Below are 18,215 nucleotides of genomic sequence, written 5' to 3' on the forward strand. Positions count from 1 at the left end.
TGAAATGCACTGACAATCGCAGCTTACCGATAAGCATGGGCTCTGCTAAAATGCGCCGCCTTATCCGTCTGTAGGCTGCACTGTGCCATTTACCTGGGTTGACTGGGCGATCGTTGCAATCGTCGCCATCTCCGCATTGATCAGTCTGAGCCGCGGCTTCGTCAAAGAAGCATTATCGCTGGTGACCTGGATCATCGCAGGAGTCGTCGCCTGGATGTTCGGTGGTTCATTGTCCGAGTACCTCACCGGATACATCGAAACGCCATCGGCTCGCGTGATCGCGGGCTGTGCAATCATGTTTGTCGCCACGTTAATCGTAGGCGCAATGATCAATTATCTTATCGGCGAGTTGGTTCGCGTCACCGGGCTGTCCGGGACCGATCGATTCCTCGGCATGGCCTTCGGCGCCGCGCGTGGCGTGTTGCTGGTGGTCGTGGCGGTCGGGCTGTTGAGCTTGGGGCCGGTACAGCAGGACGGGTGGTGGCAAGAGTCACAGCTCGTGCCAAAATTTCTATTGGTCGCAGACTGGTCCAAAAACCTGATCCTCGGGTGGAGCAGTCAGTGGCTTGCCAGCGGAATCAGCGTACCCGCTGATATACCGTTCAAGGAACACCTCTTGCCGATGGCCAAAACGCCTCAGTGAGTTGTGTTCAGTTCAGATCCATTAAGTAGGGGTTGCGTCGCATGTGTGGCATCGTCGGTATCGTCGGTAAGTCGAACGTCAATCAGGCGCTGTATGACGCGCTAACCGTCCTCCAGCACCGCGGCCAGGACGCTGCCGGTATCGTGACCAGCCATGATGGCCGGTTATTCCTGCGCAAGGACAATGGCCTGGTACGTGACGTGTTCCACCAACGTCACATGCAGCGCCTGGTCGGGCACATGGGCATTGGCCATGTGCGTTACCCGACCGCGGGCAGCTCGACTTCGGCCGAAGCCCAACCGTTTTACGTCAACTCGCCTTACGGCATCACCCTGGCGCACAACGGTAACCTGACCAACGTTGAACAGCTGGCCAAGGAGATTTACGAATCTGACCTGCGCCACGTCAACACTAACTCCGATTCGGAAGTGCTGCTCAACGTGTTCGCACACGAGCTGGCTCAGCGCGGCAAGTTGCAGCCTACCGAAGAAGACGTGTTCGCTGCCGTCACCGACGTGCACAACCGTTGCGTCGGCGGCTATGCAGTCGTGGCGATGGTGACTGGTTACGGCATCGTCGGGTTCCGCGACCCGCACGGTATCCGCCCGATCGTCTTCGGTCAGCGTCACACCGACGAAGGCGTCGAGTACATGATCGCTTCCGAAAGCGTCTCCCTGGACGTGCTCGGTTTCACCCTGATTCGCGACCTGGCACCGGGCGAAGCGGTCTATATCACTGAAGACGGCAAGCTGCACACCCGTCAGTGCGCGACCAACCCGTCCCTGACCCCGTGCATCTTCGAACACGTCTACCTGGCGCGTCCGGACTCGATCATCGACGGCGTGTCGGTCTACAAGGCCCGTCTGCGCATGGGTGAGAAACTCGCCGAGAAGATCCTGCGCGAGCGTCCGGATCACGACATCGACGTGGTCATCCCGATTCCGGACACCAGCCGCACCGCAGCCCTGGAGCTGGCGAACCACTTGGGCGTCAAGTTCCGCGAAGGCTTCGTGAAGAACCGCTACATCGGCCGGACCTTCATCATGCCGGGCCAGGCTGCACGGAAAAAATCCGTACGCCAGAAGCTCAATGCCATCGAGCTGGAATTCCGCGGCAAGAACGTGATGCTGGTGGACGACTCCATCGTTCGCGGCACGACGTGCAAGCAGATCATCCAGATGGCTCGCGAAGCCGGCGCCAAAAACGTTTACTTCTGCTCCGCGGCACCGGCTGTGCGGTACCCGAACGTCTACGGCATCGACATGCCGAGCGCTCACGAGCTGATCGCCCACAACCGTTCGACCCAGGACGTGGCCGACCTGATCGGTGCCGACTGGTTGATCTATCAGGACCTGCCTGACTTGATCGAAGCGGTCGGTGGCGGCAAGATCAAGATCGACAAGTTCGATTGCGCGGTGTTCGACGGCCAGTACGTGACCGGTGACGTCGACGAGGCTTACCTGAACAAGATCGAGCAGGCACGCAACGATGCCTCCAAGGTCAAGACGCAGGCAGTCAGTGCGATCATCGATCTGTACAACAACTGAGTAATTACCGGCCCTGAGGGGCCGGTTTTGTATCTACTAAAAGAGCAAGGCAAGGAGTGACAGCATGAGTCAGGATTGGGATGCCGGTCGGCTGGACAGCGACCTCGAAGGCGTAGCGTTCGATACCCTGGCCGTACGCGCCGGTCAGCACCGTACGCCGGAAGGCGAACACGGTGATCCGATGTTCTTCACTTCCAGCTACGTATTCCGTACCGCCGCCGACGCGGCCGCACGCTTTGCCGGGGAAGTGCCGGGCAACGTTTACTCGCGCTACACCAACCCGACCGTTCGCGCGTTCGAAGAGCGCATCGCCGCCCTGGAAAGCGCCGAGCAGGCTGTCGCCACGGCGACTGGCATGGCGGCGATCATGGCGGTGGTGATGAGTCTGTGCAGCGCCGGCGATCACGTACTGGTGTCGCGCAGCGTATTCGGCTCGACCATCAGCCTGTTCGAAAAATACTTCAAGCGCTTCGGGATCGAAGTCGATTACGTGCCCCTGGCGGACTTGTCCGGCTGGGATGCGGCGATCAAGGCCAACACCAAGCTGCTCTTCGTCGAGTCGCCATCCAATCCGTTGGCCGAACTGGTCGATATCGCCGAACTGTCGAAAATCGCTCACGCCAAAGGCGCGATGCTGGTGGTCGACAACTGCTTCTGCACGCCAGCGTTGCAACAGCCGCTGAAAATGGGCGCGGACATCGTCGTTCATTCGGCGACCAAGTTCATCGACGGCCAAGGCCGTTGCATGGGCGGTGTCGTGGCTGGCCGCAGCGAGCAGATGAAGGAAGTGGTCGGTTTCCTGCGCACGGCCGGGCCGACCCTGAGCCCGTTCAATGCCTGGATCTTCCTCAAGGGCCTGGAAACCCTGAGCCTGCGCATGAAGGCTCACTGCGCCAACGCCCAGCAACTGGCTGAGTGGCTGGAGCTGCAGGACGGCATCGAGAAAGTCCATTACGCCGGCCTCAAGAGTCATCCGCAACACGAGCTGGCGCTTCGTCAGCAGAAGGGATTCGGCGCGGTCGTCAGTTTCGAGGTCAAGGGCGGCAAAGAGGGCGCCTGGCGCTTTATCGATGCGACCCGTCTGATTTCCATCACCGCCAACCTGGGTGACAGCAAAACCACCATCACCCACCCGAGCACTACATCCCACGGCCGTCTGGCGCCGCAAGAGCGTGAAGCTGCGGGCATTCGTGACAGCCTGATCCGCATTGCGGTCGGTCTGGAAGACGTGGCCGACCTGCAAGCCGATCTGGCGCGCGGGTTGGCTGCCTTGTGATCGAGTTGACCACGCCGACCACCGGCACCAATGGCCGCGTTGCACTGGTCACCGGTGCTGCTCGGGGCATCGGTCTGGGGATCGCGGCCTGGCTGATCAGCGAAGGCTGGCAGGTGGTGCTGACGGACCTGGACCGCGTGCGCGGTTCGAAAGTGGCGAAGGTGCTTGGCGACAATGCCTGGTTTATTGCCATGGACGTCGCGAACGAAGGGCAGGTGGCGCTGGGTGTCGCCGAGGTGCTGGGGCAATTCGGACGTCTGGATGCGCTGGTGTGCAACGCAGCGGTGGCCGATCCGCACAACATCACTCTGGAAAGCCTCGGCCTGGCGTACTGGAATCGGGTGCTGGCGGTGAACCTCAGTGGCCCGATGCTGTTGGCCAAGCACTGTGCGCCGTATCTGCGTGCTCACAGCGGTGCGATCGTCAACCTGGTCTCGACCCGCGCCGGACAGTCGGAGCCCGACACGGAGGCTTATGCAGCGAGCAAGGGCGGCTCACGCGTTGGCCATCAGCCTTGGCCCGGAAATTCGCGTCAATGCGGTCAGTCCCGGCTGGATCGATGCGCGAGACCCGGCAGTGCGGCGAGCCGAACCGCTGACCGATGCCGACCATGCCCAGCATCCGGCGGGGAGGGTAGGGACGGTCGAGGACGTGGCGGCGATGGTGGCCTGGCTGCTGTCGAAGAACGCCGGATTCGTCACGGGGCAGGAGTTCGTGATCGATGGCGGCATGACCAAGAAGATGATTTACAGCGAGTAGTCCGAGCACGGCCCCAGTATTGATGTTGAATGTACCGCCGTCTTCGCGAGCAAGCCCGCTCCCACAGGGGCTCTATAGCGGGCATCGGTTTTGTGTACGACGAAAATCAACTGTGGGAGCGGGCTTGCTCGCGAAAGCGGTCTGACTGCACAAGAGTGCTGGTAGCTGTTGCCGACACTGCGTGGAATCACATGATTTGGTCTTTTTCAGAAAAACTTCAAGCAGGCTATTGACTTAGCTTCGGCACCTGCGTAAATTTCGCGGCCTCGGAGATGCAAACGGGTGATTAGCTCAGCTGGGAGAGCGTCTGCCTTACAAGCAGAATGTCGGCGGTTCGATCCCGTCATCACCCACCACTTCCGAGAGTCTTGCGAAAGCAAGATGGAAGCTTTTAAAAGCCTCCACCGACGCGCAGCGGTAGTTCAGTCGGTTAGAATACCGGCCTGTCACGCCGGGGGTCGCGGGTTCGAGTCCCGTCCGCTGCGCCATATTTTCCGAGTCAGGTTCACCTGGTTCGAGATTGAAAAGCCTCGAAGCCTTTCAGTCAGACGAGTTACTTGGGCGCAAGTCCAAAGCGATACGCAGCGGTAGTTCAGTCGGTTAGAATACCGGCCTGTCACGCCGGGGGTCGCGGGTTCGAGTCCCGTCCGCTGCGCCATATCTGCCTCAAGGCCCACTGAACGCCTTGGAGCTACGAAGCAAGCTGCTGGTACATCCAGCGTCTACTTCGAGTCGATAGCAAAGACCCTGGTCGAAAGACCGGGGTTTTTTGTGTCTGCGATTTGGCTTTTCCTCTCATCCTCAAGTCTTCTTGTCCGCGACCCATGCGGGTGCGCATCGAATCCTGTCTTTTTTTACCATCTCCCTCAACAGCATTGAGGCCCTCTTAACCGGGGCTGCGCAGTCGATATGCTTGTCTCTGATTCATGAAATAAAGTTTTTTTCTGAATGTAAACCGCACAAAGGGCTTGGTTTGGCGTCACAACACTAATTAGAATGAGTCGCATTTAAAATATTTCTTGGCGCAGGGTTTCTTGACATGAGTGATGCAGCGATGCCGGCGGCGCAAAACTTTCACGACTTGTACCGCGACCATCGTGGCTGGCTGGAAAGCTGGCTGAGACGACGCATGAGTAATGGATGTGATGCGGCGGACTTGAGTCAGGATACCTTTGTGCGGATTCTCGCCAGCTCGCAGCAAATTGCCGACCTGCAGGAACCTCGCGCCTATCTGGCGACAGTCGGCAAGCGACTTTTGGCCAACTTCTATAAGCGGCGCAGCCTGGAGCAGGCATACCTCGATGCCCTGGCCCTGCTGCCGGAAGATTGTGTGCCGTCGCCCGAGCAGCGGTGGTTGCTTCTGGAAACCCTGCAAGCCCTGGACGAATTGCTCGATGGATTGCCGACCGCGGTGCGACGGGCATTTCTCTGGAGCCAGTTGGAAGGCCTGGGTTATCACGAGATTGCCGAGCGTCTGCAAGTCTCCGAGCGCACGATCAAGCGTTACATGGCTCAAGCCTACGAACATTGTCTGCTGGTGGAATTGTGATCGGTTCGCCACCTTCGGCGGAAGCCCGACAAGTCGTGCGGGCTGCCGCTCAATGGCTGGCGCTCATGGAATCAGGCGCCGCCAATGAACGCGATCGTGCCAACCTGCAGCACTGGCGTGACAGCCATCCCAGTCATGAACAGGCCTGGCAGAAAGCCCAACTCTTGCGCCAACGTTTTGCGGATCTGCCGTCGGCATTGGCCATGGCAAGCCTGGATCGACCGCAGACGAGTCGTCGCACGGTGCTCAAGCGTGCCGTAGGGGCGGTGGCGCTGGTGCCCGCCGCTTGGCTGATCAGTCGGCAGCTACCCTTGGACGTCTGGCGGGCAGACTTGCGTACCGCTACTGGCGAGAGCAAAAAAGTCCGGCTGGCCGATGGCAGTTCGCTGCAGTTGAATACGGCCACGGCCGTCGATGTGGACTTGAAGCGCCGGCATCTGCGGCTCGTGGAAGGCGAAATAGCCTTGAACGTGCCCGGCGTCTCTCCGTTGACGATAGAGACCCGGTTCGGGCAGGTCATCGTCAGTCAGGCCGAGGTGTGTGTTCGTCAGGGCCAGGCGGGCTGCAAGGTGTCGGTGCTCAAGGGTTCGGTCCAGTTGCAGCCTGTGCAGGGTGCTGCCTTTTCTTTGCGCGGCGGCCAGCAAGTCAGCCTTCAGGCGATGGGTGCCGGAAGCGTCGAACCCTTCGATGTGCTTGCCCCAGGCTGGCGTGACGGTGTGTTGATGGCGCAGAACCAGCCCTTGGGCGATTTTCTGCGCGAACTCAGCACTTATCGTCCGGGCTTGCTGCGTTGGGAACCGGAACTCGAATCACTGCGAGTGACGGGCAGTTTCCGACTGGAAGACACCGATCGCATCCTGGCGCTGCTGGCGGCCAGCCTACCGCTGGAGGTGCATATGCGAACCCGCTACTGGGTTACGCTGCTGCCGCGCAAAAATATTGTTTAAGGCGTGTCCCCTTTTTTCGCATCGCTTGTCATTCAAGGCAAGTGAAACGAAATCAGAGAGATTCTCAATGCCCGTAGTGATGCCCTGCAGTACGCGTCTGGGTTCTTCCAGGCTGCGCCCGTTGTTGCACTTGAGCCTGTTGTTGAGTCTGAGTGCCTGTCCATTGTTTGTCGCGGCCGAAGACGGTGCTCGGCGCAGTTACCAGGTACCCGCCGGTAGCCTCAGCGCCGCATTGACCCGCTTCGCCGGATTGGCCGGGGTCAATCTTTCGGTGGACCCCGCGCTGGTCAGCGGTCGCAACAGTACCGGGCTTTCCGGCGACTTCGCGGTCGAGGAGGGCTTTGCCCGGCTGTTGCAGGGTTCCGGACTGCAACTGCAGCCAGTCGGCGAACAGGCGTACATCCTGACCCCAGCACCAGAAGGCAGCAGCCTGCAACTGGCCCCCACCTCGATTCTCGGTGCCTCTGATTCGACCGGCGGCGACGTGTATGCCGGCGGCCAGGTCGCGCGCCGCGGTTCGCAAGGCTTGCTGGGCTCGCGCGACTTCATGGAAACGCCGTTCAGCATGACCACTTACACCAGCGAGGCGGTCAAGAACCAGCAGGCGCGTACCTTGGGCGACCTGATCGCCAGCGATCCCTCGGTTCGCGCCACCAACCCGGCGGGTGGGCGTTATGAGCAGTTCACCATTCGCGGGTTGAGTCTGTTCAACAGTGATGTCGCCTACAACGGTCTCTACGGCATCCTGCCGACCTATACGATCGACATGGAGATGGCCGACCGCGTCGACGTCATCAAAGGCCCGAGCCAGCTCATCAACGGCATCTCGCCGCGAGGCAGCGTCGGTGGCGGGATCAACGTGGTGCCCAAACGTGCAACCGACAAGCCCATCACTTCGTTTACCGGTATGTATGCTTCCGACAGTCAGGTCGGAGGGGCCGTGGATGTTGGCCGGCGCTTCGGCGAAGACAACAAGTTCGGTCTTCGTTTCAACGGCGTGAAGCAATCCGGCGACACCGAATGGGATCACCAGAATGTCGACCGCGAGATGGCCGTACTGGGTTTGGATTTCCGTGGTGAACGCCTGCGACTCTCGACGGACATCGGGCGTACCGAGCGCGATACCGACGCCCCGCAAGAACGCGTGCAAGTCAACGCCAACGCGAAGGTTCCGAATCCCAACGACGTGCGCCGCAACTATGCACAGCCCTGGAGCCAGGCGAGTACGAACGACACGTTCGGTACGGTGAACGGCGAATTCGATGTCAGCGACAACGTCATGTTGTACGGCGGTGTGGGCGCGCGCAAAAGTAATCATGACTTTCTCCGGCATGCCGTTGCAGTCACCAACGACGCTGGCGATTTCAGCGTTCAGCCGCGTGACTTTACCCGTGACGAAAATGTCCGGACGGCCACGGCGGGCGTGCGCAACTGGTTCCATACCGGCCCGGTGAGCCATGAGATCAACCTGGCTGCCAGCTATTTCTACATGGACTTTGAAAACGGCGGTGCCCGTTATGGCGCGGCCAACAGCAACATCTATAACCCCGTGGAAACCCCAACGCCGGTCAGACCCACCCGACAGGATTCGAAGGTCTACACCGAGAACCGCTTCAGTGGCGTGGCGTTGTCTGACACGCTGGGCTTCTTCGATGACCGGCTGTTGCTGACCCTCGGTGCCCGCTGGCAGCGGGTGAAGGTTGATGACTGGACCGATAACGTCAAAGGCGACACTGCCTACGATGAGGAAAAGGTCTCGCCGTCGGGCGGCATCCTGTTCAAGGCATCCGATAAGTTGTCGTTGTATGCCAACTACATGGAAGGCCTGAGCCAGGGCAAGATCGCACCGTCGACTTCGGTGAACGAGGACGAGATATTCCCGCCGTTCATCAGCCGCCAGGTCGAGGTCGGCGCCAAGTATGACGCCGGTAAGTTCGCGGTGACCGCCGCCGTGTTCCGGATCAAGCAACCAGCTTATGAAACCAACGCCACAACGCGGGTCTTCGGCCCGAACGGCAAGCGTGAAAACACGGGTGTGGAGCTGAGTGTGTTCGGTGAGCCGCTCGACGGTTTCCGCCTGCTCGGCGGTGTCATGTACATCGACAGCGAGTTGAAGGACACCACCAATGGCACCTTCGACGGCAACCGGGCGCCTGCCACGCCGAAATACAACGTCAACCTGGGCGCCGAGTGGGATGTACCGACCGTTCAGGGCCTGACCCTGACCAGCCGTGGCATCTATTCAAGCTCACAGTTTCTGGACCAGTCCAACAACAAGGAAATCGACTCCTGGGAGCGTTTCGACGTCGGCGCACGCTATGCGTTCAAGGTTGATGAAACGAACGTCACTGTGCGTGCCAATGTCGAGAACGTGGCGGACAAGCGCTACTGGAGTTCGGCCGGGGCCTCGGATGACAGCGAGCCTGGCTTGACGCTATCGACCCCGCGCACCTACCTCCTTTCGGCCACCGTCGATTTCTGATTCACCCGCTTCACGCGCCCCAGGGATCGGGGCGTCATTCTTGGGCCATGACCTGATTCGTAGAGAGGAAGGACATATGCACACCATCAGTTAATGAAGAATCAAGACACTTGCGTATAAGTTTCTGTTCGTCGGTAATCTATATAGAAGTTGTCAGTTGCATTACAAGATCATGGCTAGATCATGGCACTTCCGAAGTTTGAACCAGGTTTATTAACTTGGTCTTTTGCGTGTCTGAGTTTTTTTCAAAGTAGTTAAAATCGCTATATGCAATTTTCCAAATAAGTCCAAAGAAATAGTTGCAACAGCTTGTTAATGAGAATAAGTTGCATATCGAATTTAACGAGGGTGAACCGATGTTGAATGATGGCGTATTGCACTCTAACACTTTGCAAAAAACCAATGCCGACTATCTGGCTCGACAAAGCAAGTTCGAATCCAATGTGCGCAGTTATCCACGCAAGTTGCCACTGGCAATCGCCAAGGCGCATGGGGTCTGGGTCACCGACGTCGAGGGCAATACTTACCTTGACTGTCTGGCCGGCGCCGGCACTTTAGCCTTGGGGCACAATCACCCGGCCATCATGGCCAGCCTCGACAGCTTCCTCGCCTCAGGCCTGCCGATGCATACCCTGGACCTGACCACCGCGGTCAAGGACGCCTTCAGCGAAACCCTGCTCAGCCTGTTGCCGAACCAGGGCCGTGATTACTGCCTGCAATTTTGCGGGCCGTCCGGGGCGGATGCGGTGGAGGCGGCGCTGAAACTGGCCAAGACCTTCACCGGGCGCAGCAACATCATCAGTTTTTCCGGTGCCTACCATGGCATGACCCACGGCGCCCTGGCCCTGACCGGCAATACCGGGCCGAAAAATGCCATCGCCAGCCTGATGCCGGGGGTGCAGTTCATGCCGTACCCCCACGAATACCGTTGCCCGCTGGGCATTGGCGGTGAGGCCGGGGTTCAGGCCTTGACCCACTATTTCACCCAGTTCATCGAAGACGTCGAAAGCGGCGTGTCACTGCCGGCGGCGGTGATTCTAGAAGCGGTGCAGGGTGAGGGCGGAGTCAACTGCGCCCCGGCGAGTTGGCTGCGGGCGATCCGCGAGGTGACGCGTAAGCACGGAATTTTGCTGATCCTCGACGAGGTGCAGGCCGGTTTCGCCCGCACCGGCAAGATGTTTGCCTTCGAACACGCCGACATCGAGCCGGACCTGATCGTCATGTCCAAAGCGGTCGGTGGCGGTTTGCCCATGGCGGTGCTGGGCATCCGTCGTGAATTCGACGCCTGGGAGCCCGGCAACCACGCCGGCACCTTCCGCGGCAACCAAATGGCCATGGCCACCGGGCTGGCCACGTTGCAGGTGCTGCAACAGCAAAACCTCGCCGCCCAGGCCGAGCGCCGTGGCCAGTGGCTCAAGGACCGGCTGGTCGAGTTGCAGGCGCATTATCCGGCCCTTGGCCAAGTGCGCGGTCGCGGTTTGATGCTGGGTATCGAGATCGTCGACGAGCGTCAGCCGGCTGATCGCCACGGGCATTTCCCGATGGACCCGGCACTGGCCGCGGCCATCCAGCAACAGTGCTTCAAACAAGGCCTGTTGCTGGAGCGCGGCGGGCGCAAGGGTAATGTCATCCGCTTGTTGCCGCCCTTGATTATCGATGATGAACAATGCCAGCAAGTGATCCAGCGTCTTGATAACGCCATGGCGGCAGCTTTATTGCAGTTGCGCCCTTGAATGAGTCAATCGAAGTTGTGTTAACAGCACGCCGAGTTTCGGTTTGATGACGTTGGCGCACGTAACTTTGATAGCCGTCTGATTATTAAAAAGTTCAGCGAAGTGATGTCGTTTCGTGGAGCTCTGTCGGCTGTTAAAGCGGTCGGCCAGCAACTTATTTTTCCGCGATATAACGAGTTCAGTGACCTCACGGGCTACTGTGGAGCACCCATGAATCATCCAGATCGCAGTGTTTTATCCAATATGGTCAGTGAATTGGCGACGACGAGCGCGTTGCTTAATTGTTTGATCAAAGAGTTCGCCTTGCCGGAAAACTGCCTTAGTTACAGTTGGCCGACGCAGATGCAAGGTATCGCCCCGGGTAGTTATCTGGAGGGCCTGGAATGGAAGGGTATTCCACTGACCATCAGCCTGCCCAACCAGCAGCAGTTCTTTGTGATGGTGGACCGGCGTGATGGTCTCGGCAGTCACCGGTACCTGTCAGACGTCTATGCCCGGCGCGGTGAGGGCGACTGGTCGAGCCTGAGATTTGCCGAGTTCGTCGAGCAGTTGCTCGCGGCGTGCGAACACATGACCCGCGCCAGTAACGACGAGTTGCTGGATCAGGTGTTGCAAAGCCAGTTGCTGACCGCGGCCATCGTCGGCCACAACACACCGAAGGACTCGGACCCGCTCAGCGGTTACCTGGCCAGCGAACAGGGCTTGTGGTTCGGTCATCCGAATCACCCGGCACCCAAGGCGCGCCTGTGGCCGGCGCATCTGGCCCAGGAAACCTATGCGCCGGAATTCCAGGCTCGCACGCCGTTGCACCTTTTCGAAGTGCCGCTGGAAGGATTAAGCGTCGGCGCCAACGGCCTGAGCAAAGCCCAAGTGCTGGCCGGTTTTGCCGATCAAGCGCAGGCGCGGCCAGGGCATGCGGTTATCTGCATGCACCCGGTGCAGGCGCAGTTGTTCATGCAGGATGGCCGGGTTCAGCGTTTGCTGAAATCCGCGACCATCGTCGATCTTGGCGCCACAGGTTTTATGGCCAATCCCACCGCGTCCATCCGCACGTGGTACATCGAGGATCATGAGTTTTTCATCAAGGGTTCGCTGAATGTGCGCATCACCAATTGCGTCAGGAAAAACGCCTGGTACGAGCTGGAAAGCGCACTGTTGATCGACCGTGTATTCCGCAACCTTCAACTGACCCAACCCGAAACCCTTGGCGGGCTCTCGGTGGTGGCCGAGCCGGGTCTGTTGAGCTGGGCGCCGCAGCTCGCCAGCGAAGCCGATAGCCACTGGTTCCGCGAACAGACCGGGGCGATCCTGCGGGAGAACTTCTGCCTCGACAGCGGCACCGACTGCAGCATCATGGCCGGTACGCTGTTCGCTCGTGGCCTGCATTTACGGCCGCTGGTGCATGAGTTCCTGAGCCGGTTCAACGGCGACGACATCCACGACCAACAACTGCTGAGCTGGTTCGACGACTATCAGGCGTTGTTGCTACGGCCGGTGCTGGCGTTGTTCTTCAATCACGGCATCGTGATGGAGCCGCATTTGCAGAACAGCGTATTGGTGCATGACAACGGTCGTCCGCAACGCCTGCTGCTACGGGATTTCGAAGGGGTCAAACTGACCGATGAGCTGGGTGCCTCGCGGATTGATGCAGACGTTCATCCCAGGGTGCGCGAGTCGTTGCTTTATTCCCGTCAGCAAGGTTGGAATCGCATCGTTTATTGCCTGTTCGTCAACAACTTGTCCGAGGCCGTGCTGGCCCTGAGTTGGGGACGTCCCCACCTGGCGCCGTTGATGTGGCAACGGGTGGAGCAGCAATTGATCAGCATCCGCGCCGAATTGACCCGCACCGCGCCGGAGCTGGATGCGCTGATCGCCGGTCAGCCGATTGCCTGCAAAACCAATCTGAAAGTGCGCCTGGCAGCCAAGGCTGATCGCCAGGCCAGCTATGTCAGTCTGGTGTCCCCGTGGGGCAAGGAGGCCAAGCATGGATAAGCTGCCCGCAGCAGTTGTGGCCGCCATCGACGAGGCCCGCACACAACACGAAGATCCGCTGGCCCTGTTCATCTACGACCTGGACGCGCTGAAGCAGCACGTGACGCAGGTGATGGCGGCACTCCCCGAAGGCGTCGAGCTTTACTACGCCATCAAGGCCAACAGTGAACCGCAGATTCTTGCCACCGTGGCGCCGTTGGTGCACGGGTTCGAGATTTCCTCCGGCGGCGAAATCGATCGCCTCCAGGCCTGCCCGACGCGCAAGCCGTTCATTTTTTCCGGCCCCGGCAAACTGGATTCCGACCTGCGTTCGGCGCTGCAACACCAGGTCGAAGCGATTCACATCGAAAGCCTGAATGAAATCGTCCGCCTGCAACGGATGGCGCTGGAAGCAGGGCGCGTGCAGGACGTATTGCTGCGCATCAACCCTGAACTGCCATCGCCACTGTCCAGCAAACTGGCGATGGCCGGCACCGCCACCCCATTCGGGATCGATGAGTCAGAACTGGCCCAGGCGGTGAGCTGGGTCGACAACGCCAGTCACCTGCGGCTCAAGGGCTTCCATGTGCATGCGATGTCCCACCAGTCGCTGGTGGAGCGCCACGAACAACTGCTTGATCTGTACCTGGAGCGCTGGCCGCAATGGAAGGCGTTGTCGGCCAATCCTGCGGCGATCACCCACCTCAATGTGGGCGGTGGCATCGGGGTCAATTACGTAGGTTCGCAGCAGTTCGATTGGCAACGCTTGTGCGCGCATCTGGGGCAGAGCCTTGCAGCCTGTGCCGATGTGCCCATCGTGCGTTTCGAACCCGGCCGTTTCATCAGCGCCTTCTGCGGCTACTACGCCATCGAAGTGCTGGACAAGAAAACCAGTCACGGCAAGCACTTCCTGGTCTGCCGCGGTGGCACCCACCAGTTCCGTTTGCCGGTTGCCCAGGGCCATGATCACCCGGTCATTCATTTGCCCCGGCATCGGGTGACCTCGGCAGCGACGAAGCAGACCTGGACTGTCGTCGGGCAGCTCTGTACGCCCAAGGATGTGCTGAGCCGTGATTGCCCACTCACCGGGGTGGATATCGGCGACATGCTGGTGCTGCCGCTGGCGGGGGCCTACGGCTACAACATCTCTCATGCTGACTTCCTCTGTCATCCGCGACCGCCGCAGGTGTTTGTGCAAGAGGCCGGAGTCGCATCGTGGGATTGACGTTTGCCGTTCCGCGCTGGTTGGTAGTGGTCAATGTGCTGTTGGGTACGCTGACGGTCAGTTTGAACAACAGTTCGCTGAATCCGGCATTGCCGGCGTTCATGGAGGCCTTTGACATCGGTCCGCTGTTGGCCACCTGGATTGTGGCCGCGTTCATGGTCAGCATGGGCATGACCATGCCCCTCACCAGTTTTCTCAGTCAGCGCATGGGCCGCAAATCCCTGTATTTGTGGGGCGTGGCGTTGTTTGTCTGCGGTTCGCTGCTGGGGGCGCTGGCCAACTCCATCGCGCTGGTGATCACCGCGCGCGTGGTGCAAGGCATCGCCAGCGGGCTGATGATTCCGCTGTCGCTGGCGATCATTTTTTCGGTGTACGCCAAGGGCGAGCGGGGCAGGGTCACCGGCCTGTGGGGCGCGGCGGTCATGTTGGCGCCGGCATTGGGACCGTTGTGCGGCAGCCTGATGCTGGAGTGGTTCAGTTGGCGCTCGCTGTTCCTGATGAATGTGCCCATTGGCCTGCTGGCGCTGATCCTTGGCGTCGGCGTGCTTCCGCCCTCTGAAGCGTCAGAGCGCAAACCTTTTGACCTGGCGGGTTACCTGCTGATCGCGACGGGCATCGGCCTGCTGATGGTCGCCGTTGGCCGACTGCGTCACGCCGAGGCCCTGACCGATCCTTTCAATCTTGGCCTGTTGCTGATGGCCATCCTGTGCCTGGTTGCGTTTGTGCGACTGGAACTGAACCGGGCCGCGCCGCTGCTCAACCTGCGCATCTTTGCGCTGCGCGGTTATCGCTTGAGCGTGATCATCGCGGTGGTGCAATCAGTCGGCATGTTCGAGTGCCTGGTCCTGCTGCCATTGCTGGTGCAAATGGTCATGGGCTACAGCGCGATCTGGACCGGCCTGTCACTGCTGTGCACGGCGATGTTCGCCAGTCTGTTCGGGCATCTGGGCGGCAAGTGGCTGGACCGTCACGGCCCGCACGGGGTAGTGCTCTGGGGGTTGTTGTTGACCGGTGGCGCCACCCTTGGATTGGGCATGCTGGGGGCCGGCGCTTCAATCGGTGTGGTGTTTTTGCTGATGATGGTCCGCGGCGCCGGGCTGGGCCTGTCCTATATCCCCATCACCACCGCCGGGCTCGATGCGCTGCCCGAACCGATGGTCACCCAAGGCGCGGCGATGAACAACATTTCCCGCCGCCTCGTGTCGTCATTGGCCATCGTGATTGCCTCGCTGTGGCTGGAGTTCCGCCTGACCGCCGAGGCGGGGGACGGGGTTGTTTCGATGGCCAGTCCAGGGGCGATCAGCGAAGTCTTCATGGCCACCGGCGTCCTCATTCTGCTGGCACTGCCCTGTGCCTGGCGCTTTCCACTTCCAGTATCCGACGAGCCGGCCGAGGCACTGCCCTCAGCCCTCGAACACCGTTAATTCTTTTCACGGACAAGGTTATGACTATGACGACTTCTTCACAGGCAAGACTTCACGTTCCGGATTCAACACCAGGCGTCTGGCTGGCGACGGCCGATCCCCGCCACTATCAGCAAGTGGAACCGCGCGTGGTCGGTCAACTGCTGCAAACGCTGCTGTATGAAAACGTGCTGCCGTATCGTCATTCGCCTCTGGATGGCGGCCAGCATCGTTTTATCGTCAGCGGCCTCGATGCCCAACAACGGCCAGTGGAATACCGCTGCAATGGATTGCTCAGCGCCAGCTTCGAGCTGATCCGCCTCGACTACGCCAGCCTCGAACGCGTGGATGCCTTGGGCGAGCACCACCGACCGCATCTTCATCAGGCATTGGCGGAGCTGCTGAGCGAAGTTCAGGACAGCCCGCACCTGCCACGCTTCATCCATGAACTGGAGCAGACTTTCCTCAAGGATCTACAGTCGCGCAGCCAGGGCTATCAAGCGGCCAAGCCGCCACATCAGCTGGATGTCGATGCGCTGGAACAGCACTTCATGGACGCCCACAGCTATCACCCTTGCTACAAATCGCGCATCGGTTTCTCGCTCAAGGACAACGCCTGCTACGGGCCGGAGTTTGCCGCGCCCATCGCCATTGTCTGGCTGGCGGTGGATAAATCCTGTGGGGCGATGAATATCTCGCAGCACCTGGATTACAACGGATTCATCCAGCAGGAATTCGGGCTTCAGCGCTGGCAGCAACTCGCTGAGAGCCTCACCGACCAAGGCAAGTCGATGGGTGATTACTGGCTGATGCCGGTGCATCCATGGCAGTGGGAAAACGTCATCGTTCCGGTTTTTTACCCAGAACTGGTCAGCGGTGAAGTGATCTATCTGGGCACCACGGATGATCGCTATCAGGCGCAGCAGTCGATCCGCACCCTGGCCAACGTCACGGAAAAAAAGCGGCCTTACGTCAAGCTTGCGCTGAGCATGACCAATACCTCCAGCACACGCATTCTGGCCCGGCACACGGTGATGAATGGCCCGATCATCACCGACTGGTTGCAGCAACTGATCGGCAGCGACAGCACCGCTCGTGACCTTGGCTTTGTGATTCTCGGTGAAGTGGTCGGCGTGAGTTTTGACTACGATCACCTGCCCGCCACGCGGATGTCCCAGGCCTACGGCACGATGGGCACATTGTGGCGTGAAAGCATTCACCAATACCTGCAAGACGACGAGCAAGCGGTGCCGTTCAATGGCTTGAGCTCCGTGGACAATCGCTACGGCACCGGTGAACAGACCCCGTTCATCGATGCCTGGATCACCCAATACGGCCTGCATGCCTGGACGCGTCAACTGTTGCAGGTGGCGGTATCGCCGATCATCCACATGCTGTACGCCGAAGGCATCGGCATGGAATCCCATGGGCAGAACATCGTCCTGATCGTGAAGCAGGGCTGGCCGCAACGTATTGCCCTGAAAGACTTCCACGACGGCGTGCGCTATTCACCGCAGCACTTGGGGCGCCCGGATCTATGTCCGACCCTGGTGCCGCTGCCTGCCAGCCACGCCAAGCTCAATCGCAACTCGTTCATCCTCACCGACGACTTGAATGCAGTCCGGGATTTTTCCTGTGATTCATTCTTTTTCATCGCCCTGGCCGAGATGGCGATCTTCCTGCATCAGCACTATCAGCTGGAGGAAGCAAGGTTCTGGCAGATGACCGCCGAGGTGATCACCGCCTACCAGGACGACCATCCGCAACACCGCCCGCGCTATGCGGCGTTTGATGTCTTCGCGCCGTTTTATGAGGTTGAAGAACTGACCAAGCGTCGGCTGCTGGGCGACGGCGAACGTCGTTTCAAATCGGTGCCCAATCCGCTGCACGCTTTCCGGCCGCAAGCATGCTGAGGACCAATCTACTCAAGCAAAAGCTTGGAGCGGGGGAGCCGGTCTACGGCCTGATCAGCTCGATTCCGGCGCCGGCCGCTATCGAACTGATTGCCGATGCCGGGTTCGATTTCGTGATCATCGATATGGAACACGTGCTGATCAATCCGGAAACCGTGGAGAACATGATCCGCACCGCCGAAAGTTACGCGCTGACCCCGCTGGTACGGGTGGCGGATCTCAACCCGAAAACCTTGCTGCGCCTGCTCGATGGCGGAGCCCAGGGCATTGTGTTGCCGATGATCGAAGGTCCCGAACCGCTGGCCGAGAGCATTCGAGCCTGCAAATACCATCCGCAGGGCAACCGCAGCCTGAATGCCGGGCGGCCTGGTGCGTTCGGCAAGCACAGCCTGGCGCAATACATCGGGCTGGCCAACGAGCAAATCATGGTCGTGGCGATGATCGAAAGCGCAGAAGGTGTGCGGCGAGCGGCAGAGATTGCTGCGGTGCCTGGCTTGGACATGATCCTCGAAGGGGCCGCCGACTTGTCGCAATCGATGGGCATGCCCTGGCAGCTCGACCGGCCCGAGGTGCAGCAAGCGCTGCTCGCCAGTTGGCAGGCGGCCAGTGCCGCGGGCGTGCCGTACTGCGCCATTCCACGTCAGCCGGGCGACCATGAGCGATGGTTGGCCCGCGGCGTAAAAAGTTTTGTTTTGGGTGACGAGCGTGGCATCGCTTTTCGTGCCCTCCAGGCCAAATTGGCCGCCACTTCAGCAGAAGGAAAATAA

Annotated in this window: 12 protein-coding genes, 3 tRNA genes and 1 pseudogene; all 16 read left to right on the forward strand. The window is 60.0% G+C overall.

Translation table 11 applies throughout. From position 1 onward, the window contains the following. Positions 1-82 precede the first annotated feature (82 nt). Positions 83-643, forward strand: coding sequence for a CvpA family protein (locus tag ACA055_RS09825; RefSeq protein WP_497683437.1), 561 nt, complete (start codon positions 83-85; stop codon positions 641-643). 41 nt (positions 644-684) lie between these two features. Then, positions 685-2,190 carry an amidophosphoribosyltransferase gene (purF, locus tag ACA055_RS09830; RefSeq protein WP_007935163.1) on the forward strand — a complete coding sequence of 502 codons (1,506 nt, stop codon included), beginning with the start codon at positions 685-687 and terminating at the stop codon, positions 2,188-2,190. 64 nt (positions 2,191-2,254) lie between these two features. Then, complete coding sequence (locus tag ACA055_RS09835; RefSeq protein ID WP_497683438.1) at positions 2,255-3,466, forward strand: O-succinylhomoserine sulfhydrylase; 1,212 nt, start codon at positions 2,255-2,257, stop codon at positions 3,464-3,466. Then, a pseudogene (locus tag ACA055_RS09840) lies at positions 3,463-4,225 on the forward strand (SDR family oxidoreductase). The gene ACA055_RS09835 and the pseudogene ACA055_RS09840 overlap by 4 nt, the downstream one beginning before the upstream one ends. 280 nt (positions 4,226-4,505) lie before the next feature. After that, positions 4,506-4,581, forward strand: a tRNA-Val gene (locus ACA055_RS09845). Positions 4,582-4,636: 55 nt separating this feature from the next. Further along, a tRNA-Asp gene (locus ACA055_RS09850) sits at positions 4,637-4,713 on the forward strand. Positions 4,714-4,806: 93 nt separating this feature from the next. Then, positions 4,807-4,883, forward strand: a tRNA-Asp gene (locus ACA055_RS09855). A 381-nt stretch (positions 4,884-5,264) separates the two neighbouring features. Then, complete coding sequence (locus tag ACA055_RS09860; protein WP_497683439.1) at positions 5,265-5,774, forward strand: sigma-70 family RNA polymerase sigma factor; 510 nt, start codon at positions 5,265-5,267, stop codon at positions 5,772-5,774. Continuing rightward, positions 5,771-6,721: a FecR domain-containing protein gene (locus ACA055_RS09865; protein ID WP_497683440.1), complete on the forward strand. Its 951-nt coding sequence runs from the start codon at positions 5,771-5,773 to the stop codon at positions 6,719-6,721. The genes ACA055_RS09860 and ACA055_RS09865 overlap by 4 nt, the downstream gene beginning before the upstream one ends. Before the next feature lie 67 nt (positions 6,722-6,788). Next, positions 6,789-9,203 carry a TonB-dependent siderophore receptor gene (locus ACA055_RS09870; RefSeq protein WP_497683441.1) on the forward strand — a complete coding sequence of 805 codons (2,415 nt, stop codon included), beginning with the start codon at positions 6,789-6,791 and terminating at the stop codon, positions 9,201-9,203. A 356-nt stretch (positions 9,204-9,559) separates the two neighbouring features. Beyond that, entirely contained in the window at positions 9,560-10,936 is a 1,377-nt protein-coding gene (locus ACA055_RS09875) for a diaminobutyrate--2-oxoglutarate transaminase (protein WP_497684382.1), read from the forward strand. Between the two features lie 210 nt (positions 10,937-11,146). Further along, positions 11,147-12,928: an IucA/IucC family protein gene (locus tag ACA055_RS09880; protein WP_497683442.1), complete on the forward strand. Its 1,782-nt coding sequence runs from the start codon at positions 11,147-11,149 to the stop codon at positions 12,926-12,928. Beyond that, positions 12,921-14,132 (forward strand): type III PLP-dependent enzyme, encoded by a 1,212-nt coding sequence (locus ACA055_RS09885; RefSeq protein WP_497683443.1) that lies wholly within the window; start codon positions 12,921-12,923, stop codon positions 14,130-14,132. The genes ACA055_RS09880 and ACA055_RS09885 overlap by 8 nt, the downstream gene beginning before the upstream one ends. Beyond that, complete coding sequence (locus ACA055_RS09890) at positions 14,129-15,556, forward strand: DHA2 family efflux MFS transporter permease subunit (RefSeq protein WP_497684383.1); 1,428 nt, start codon at positions 14,129-14,131, stop codon at positions 15,554-15,556. Before ACA055_RS09885 ends, ACA055_RS09890 begins: the two co-directional genes overlap by 4 nt. Positions 15,557-15,576: 20 nt before the next feature. Then, complete coding sequence (locus tag ACA055_RS09895) at positions 15,577-17,448, forward strand: IucA/IucC family protein (RefSeq protein ID WP_497683444.1); 1,872 nt, start codon at positions 15,577-15,579, stop codon at positions 17,446-17,448. Continuing rightward, positions 17,442-18,215, forward strand: coding sequence for an HpcH/HpaI aldolase family protein (locus tag ACA055_RS09900; protein WP_497683445.1), 774 nt, complete (start codon positions 17,442-17,444; stop codon positions 18,213-18,215). The genes ACA055_RS09895 and ACA055_RS09900 overlap by 7 nt, the downstream gene beginning before the upstream one ends.

The sequence above is a fragment of the Pseudomonas sp. LBUM1657 genome, from assembly GCF_059716075.1.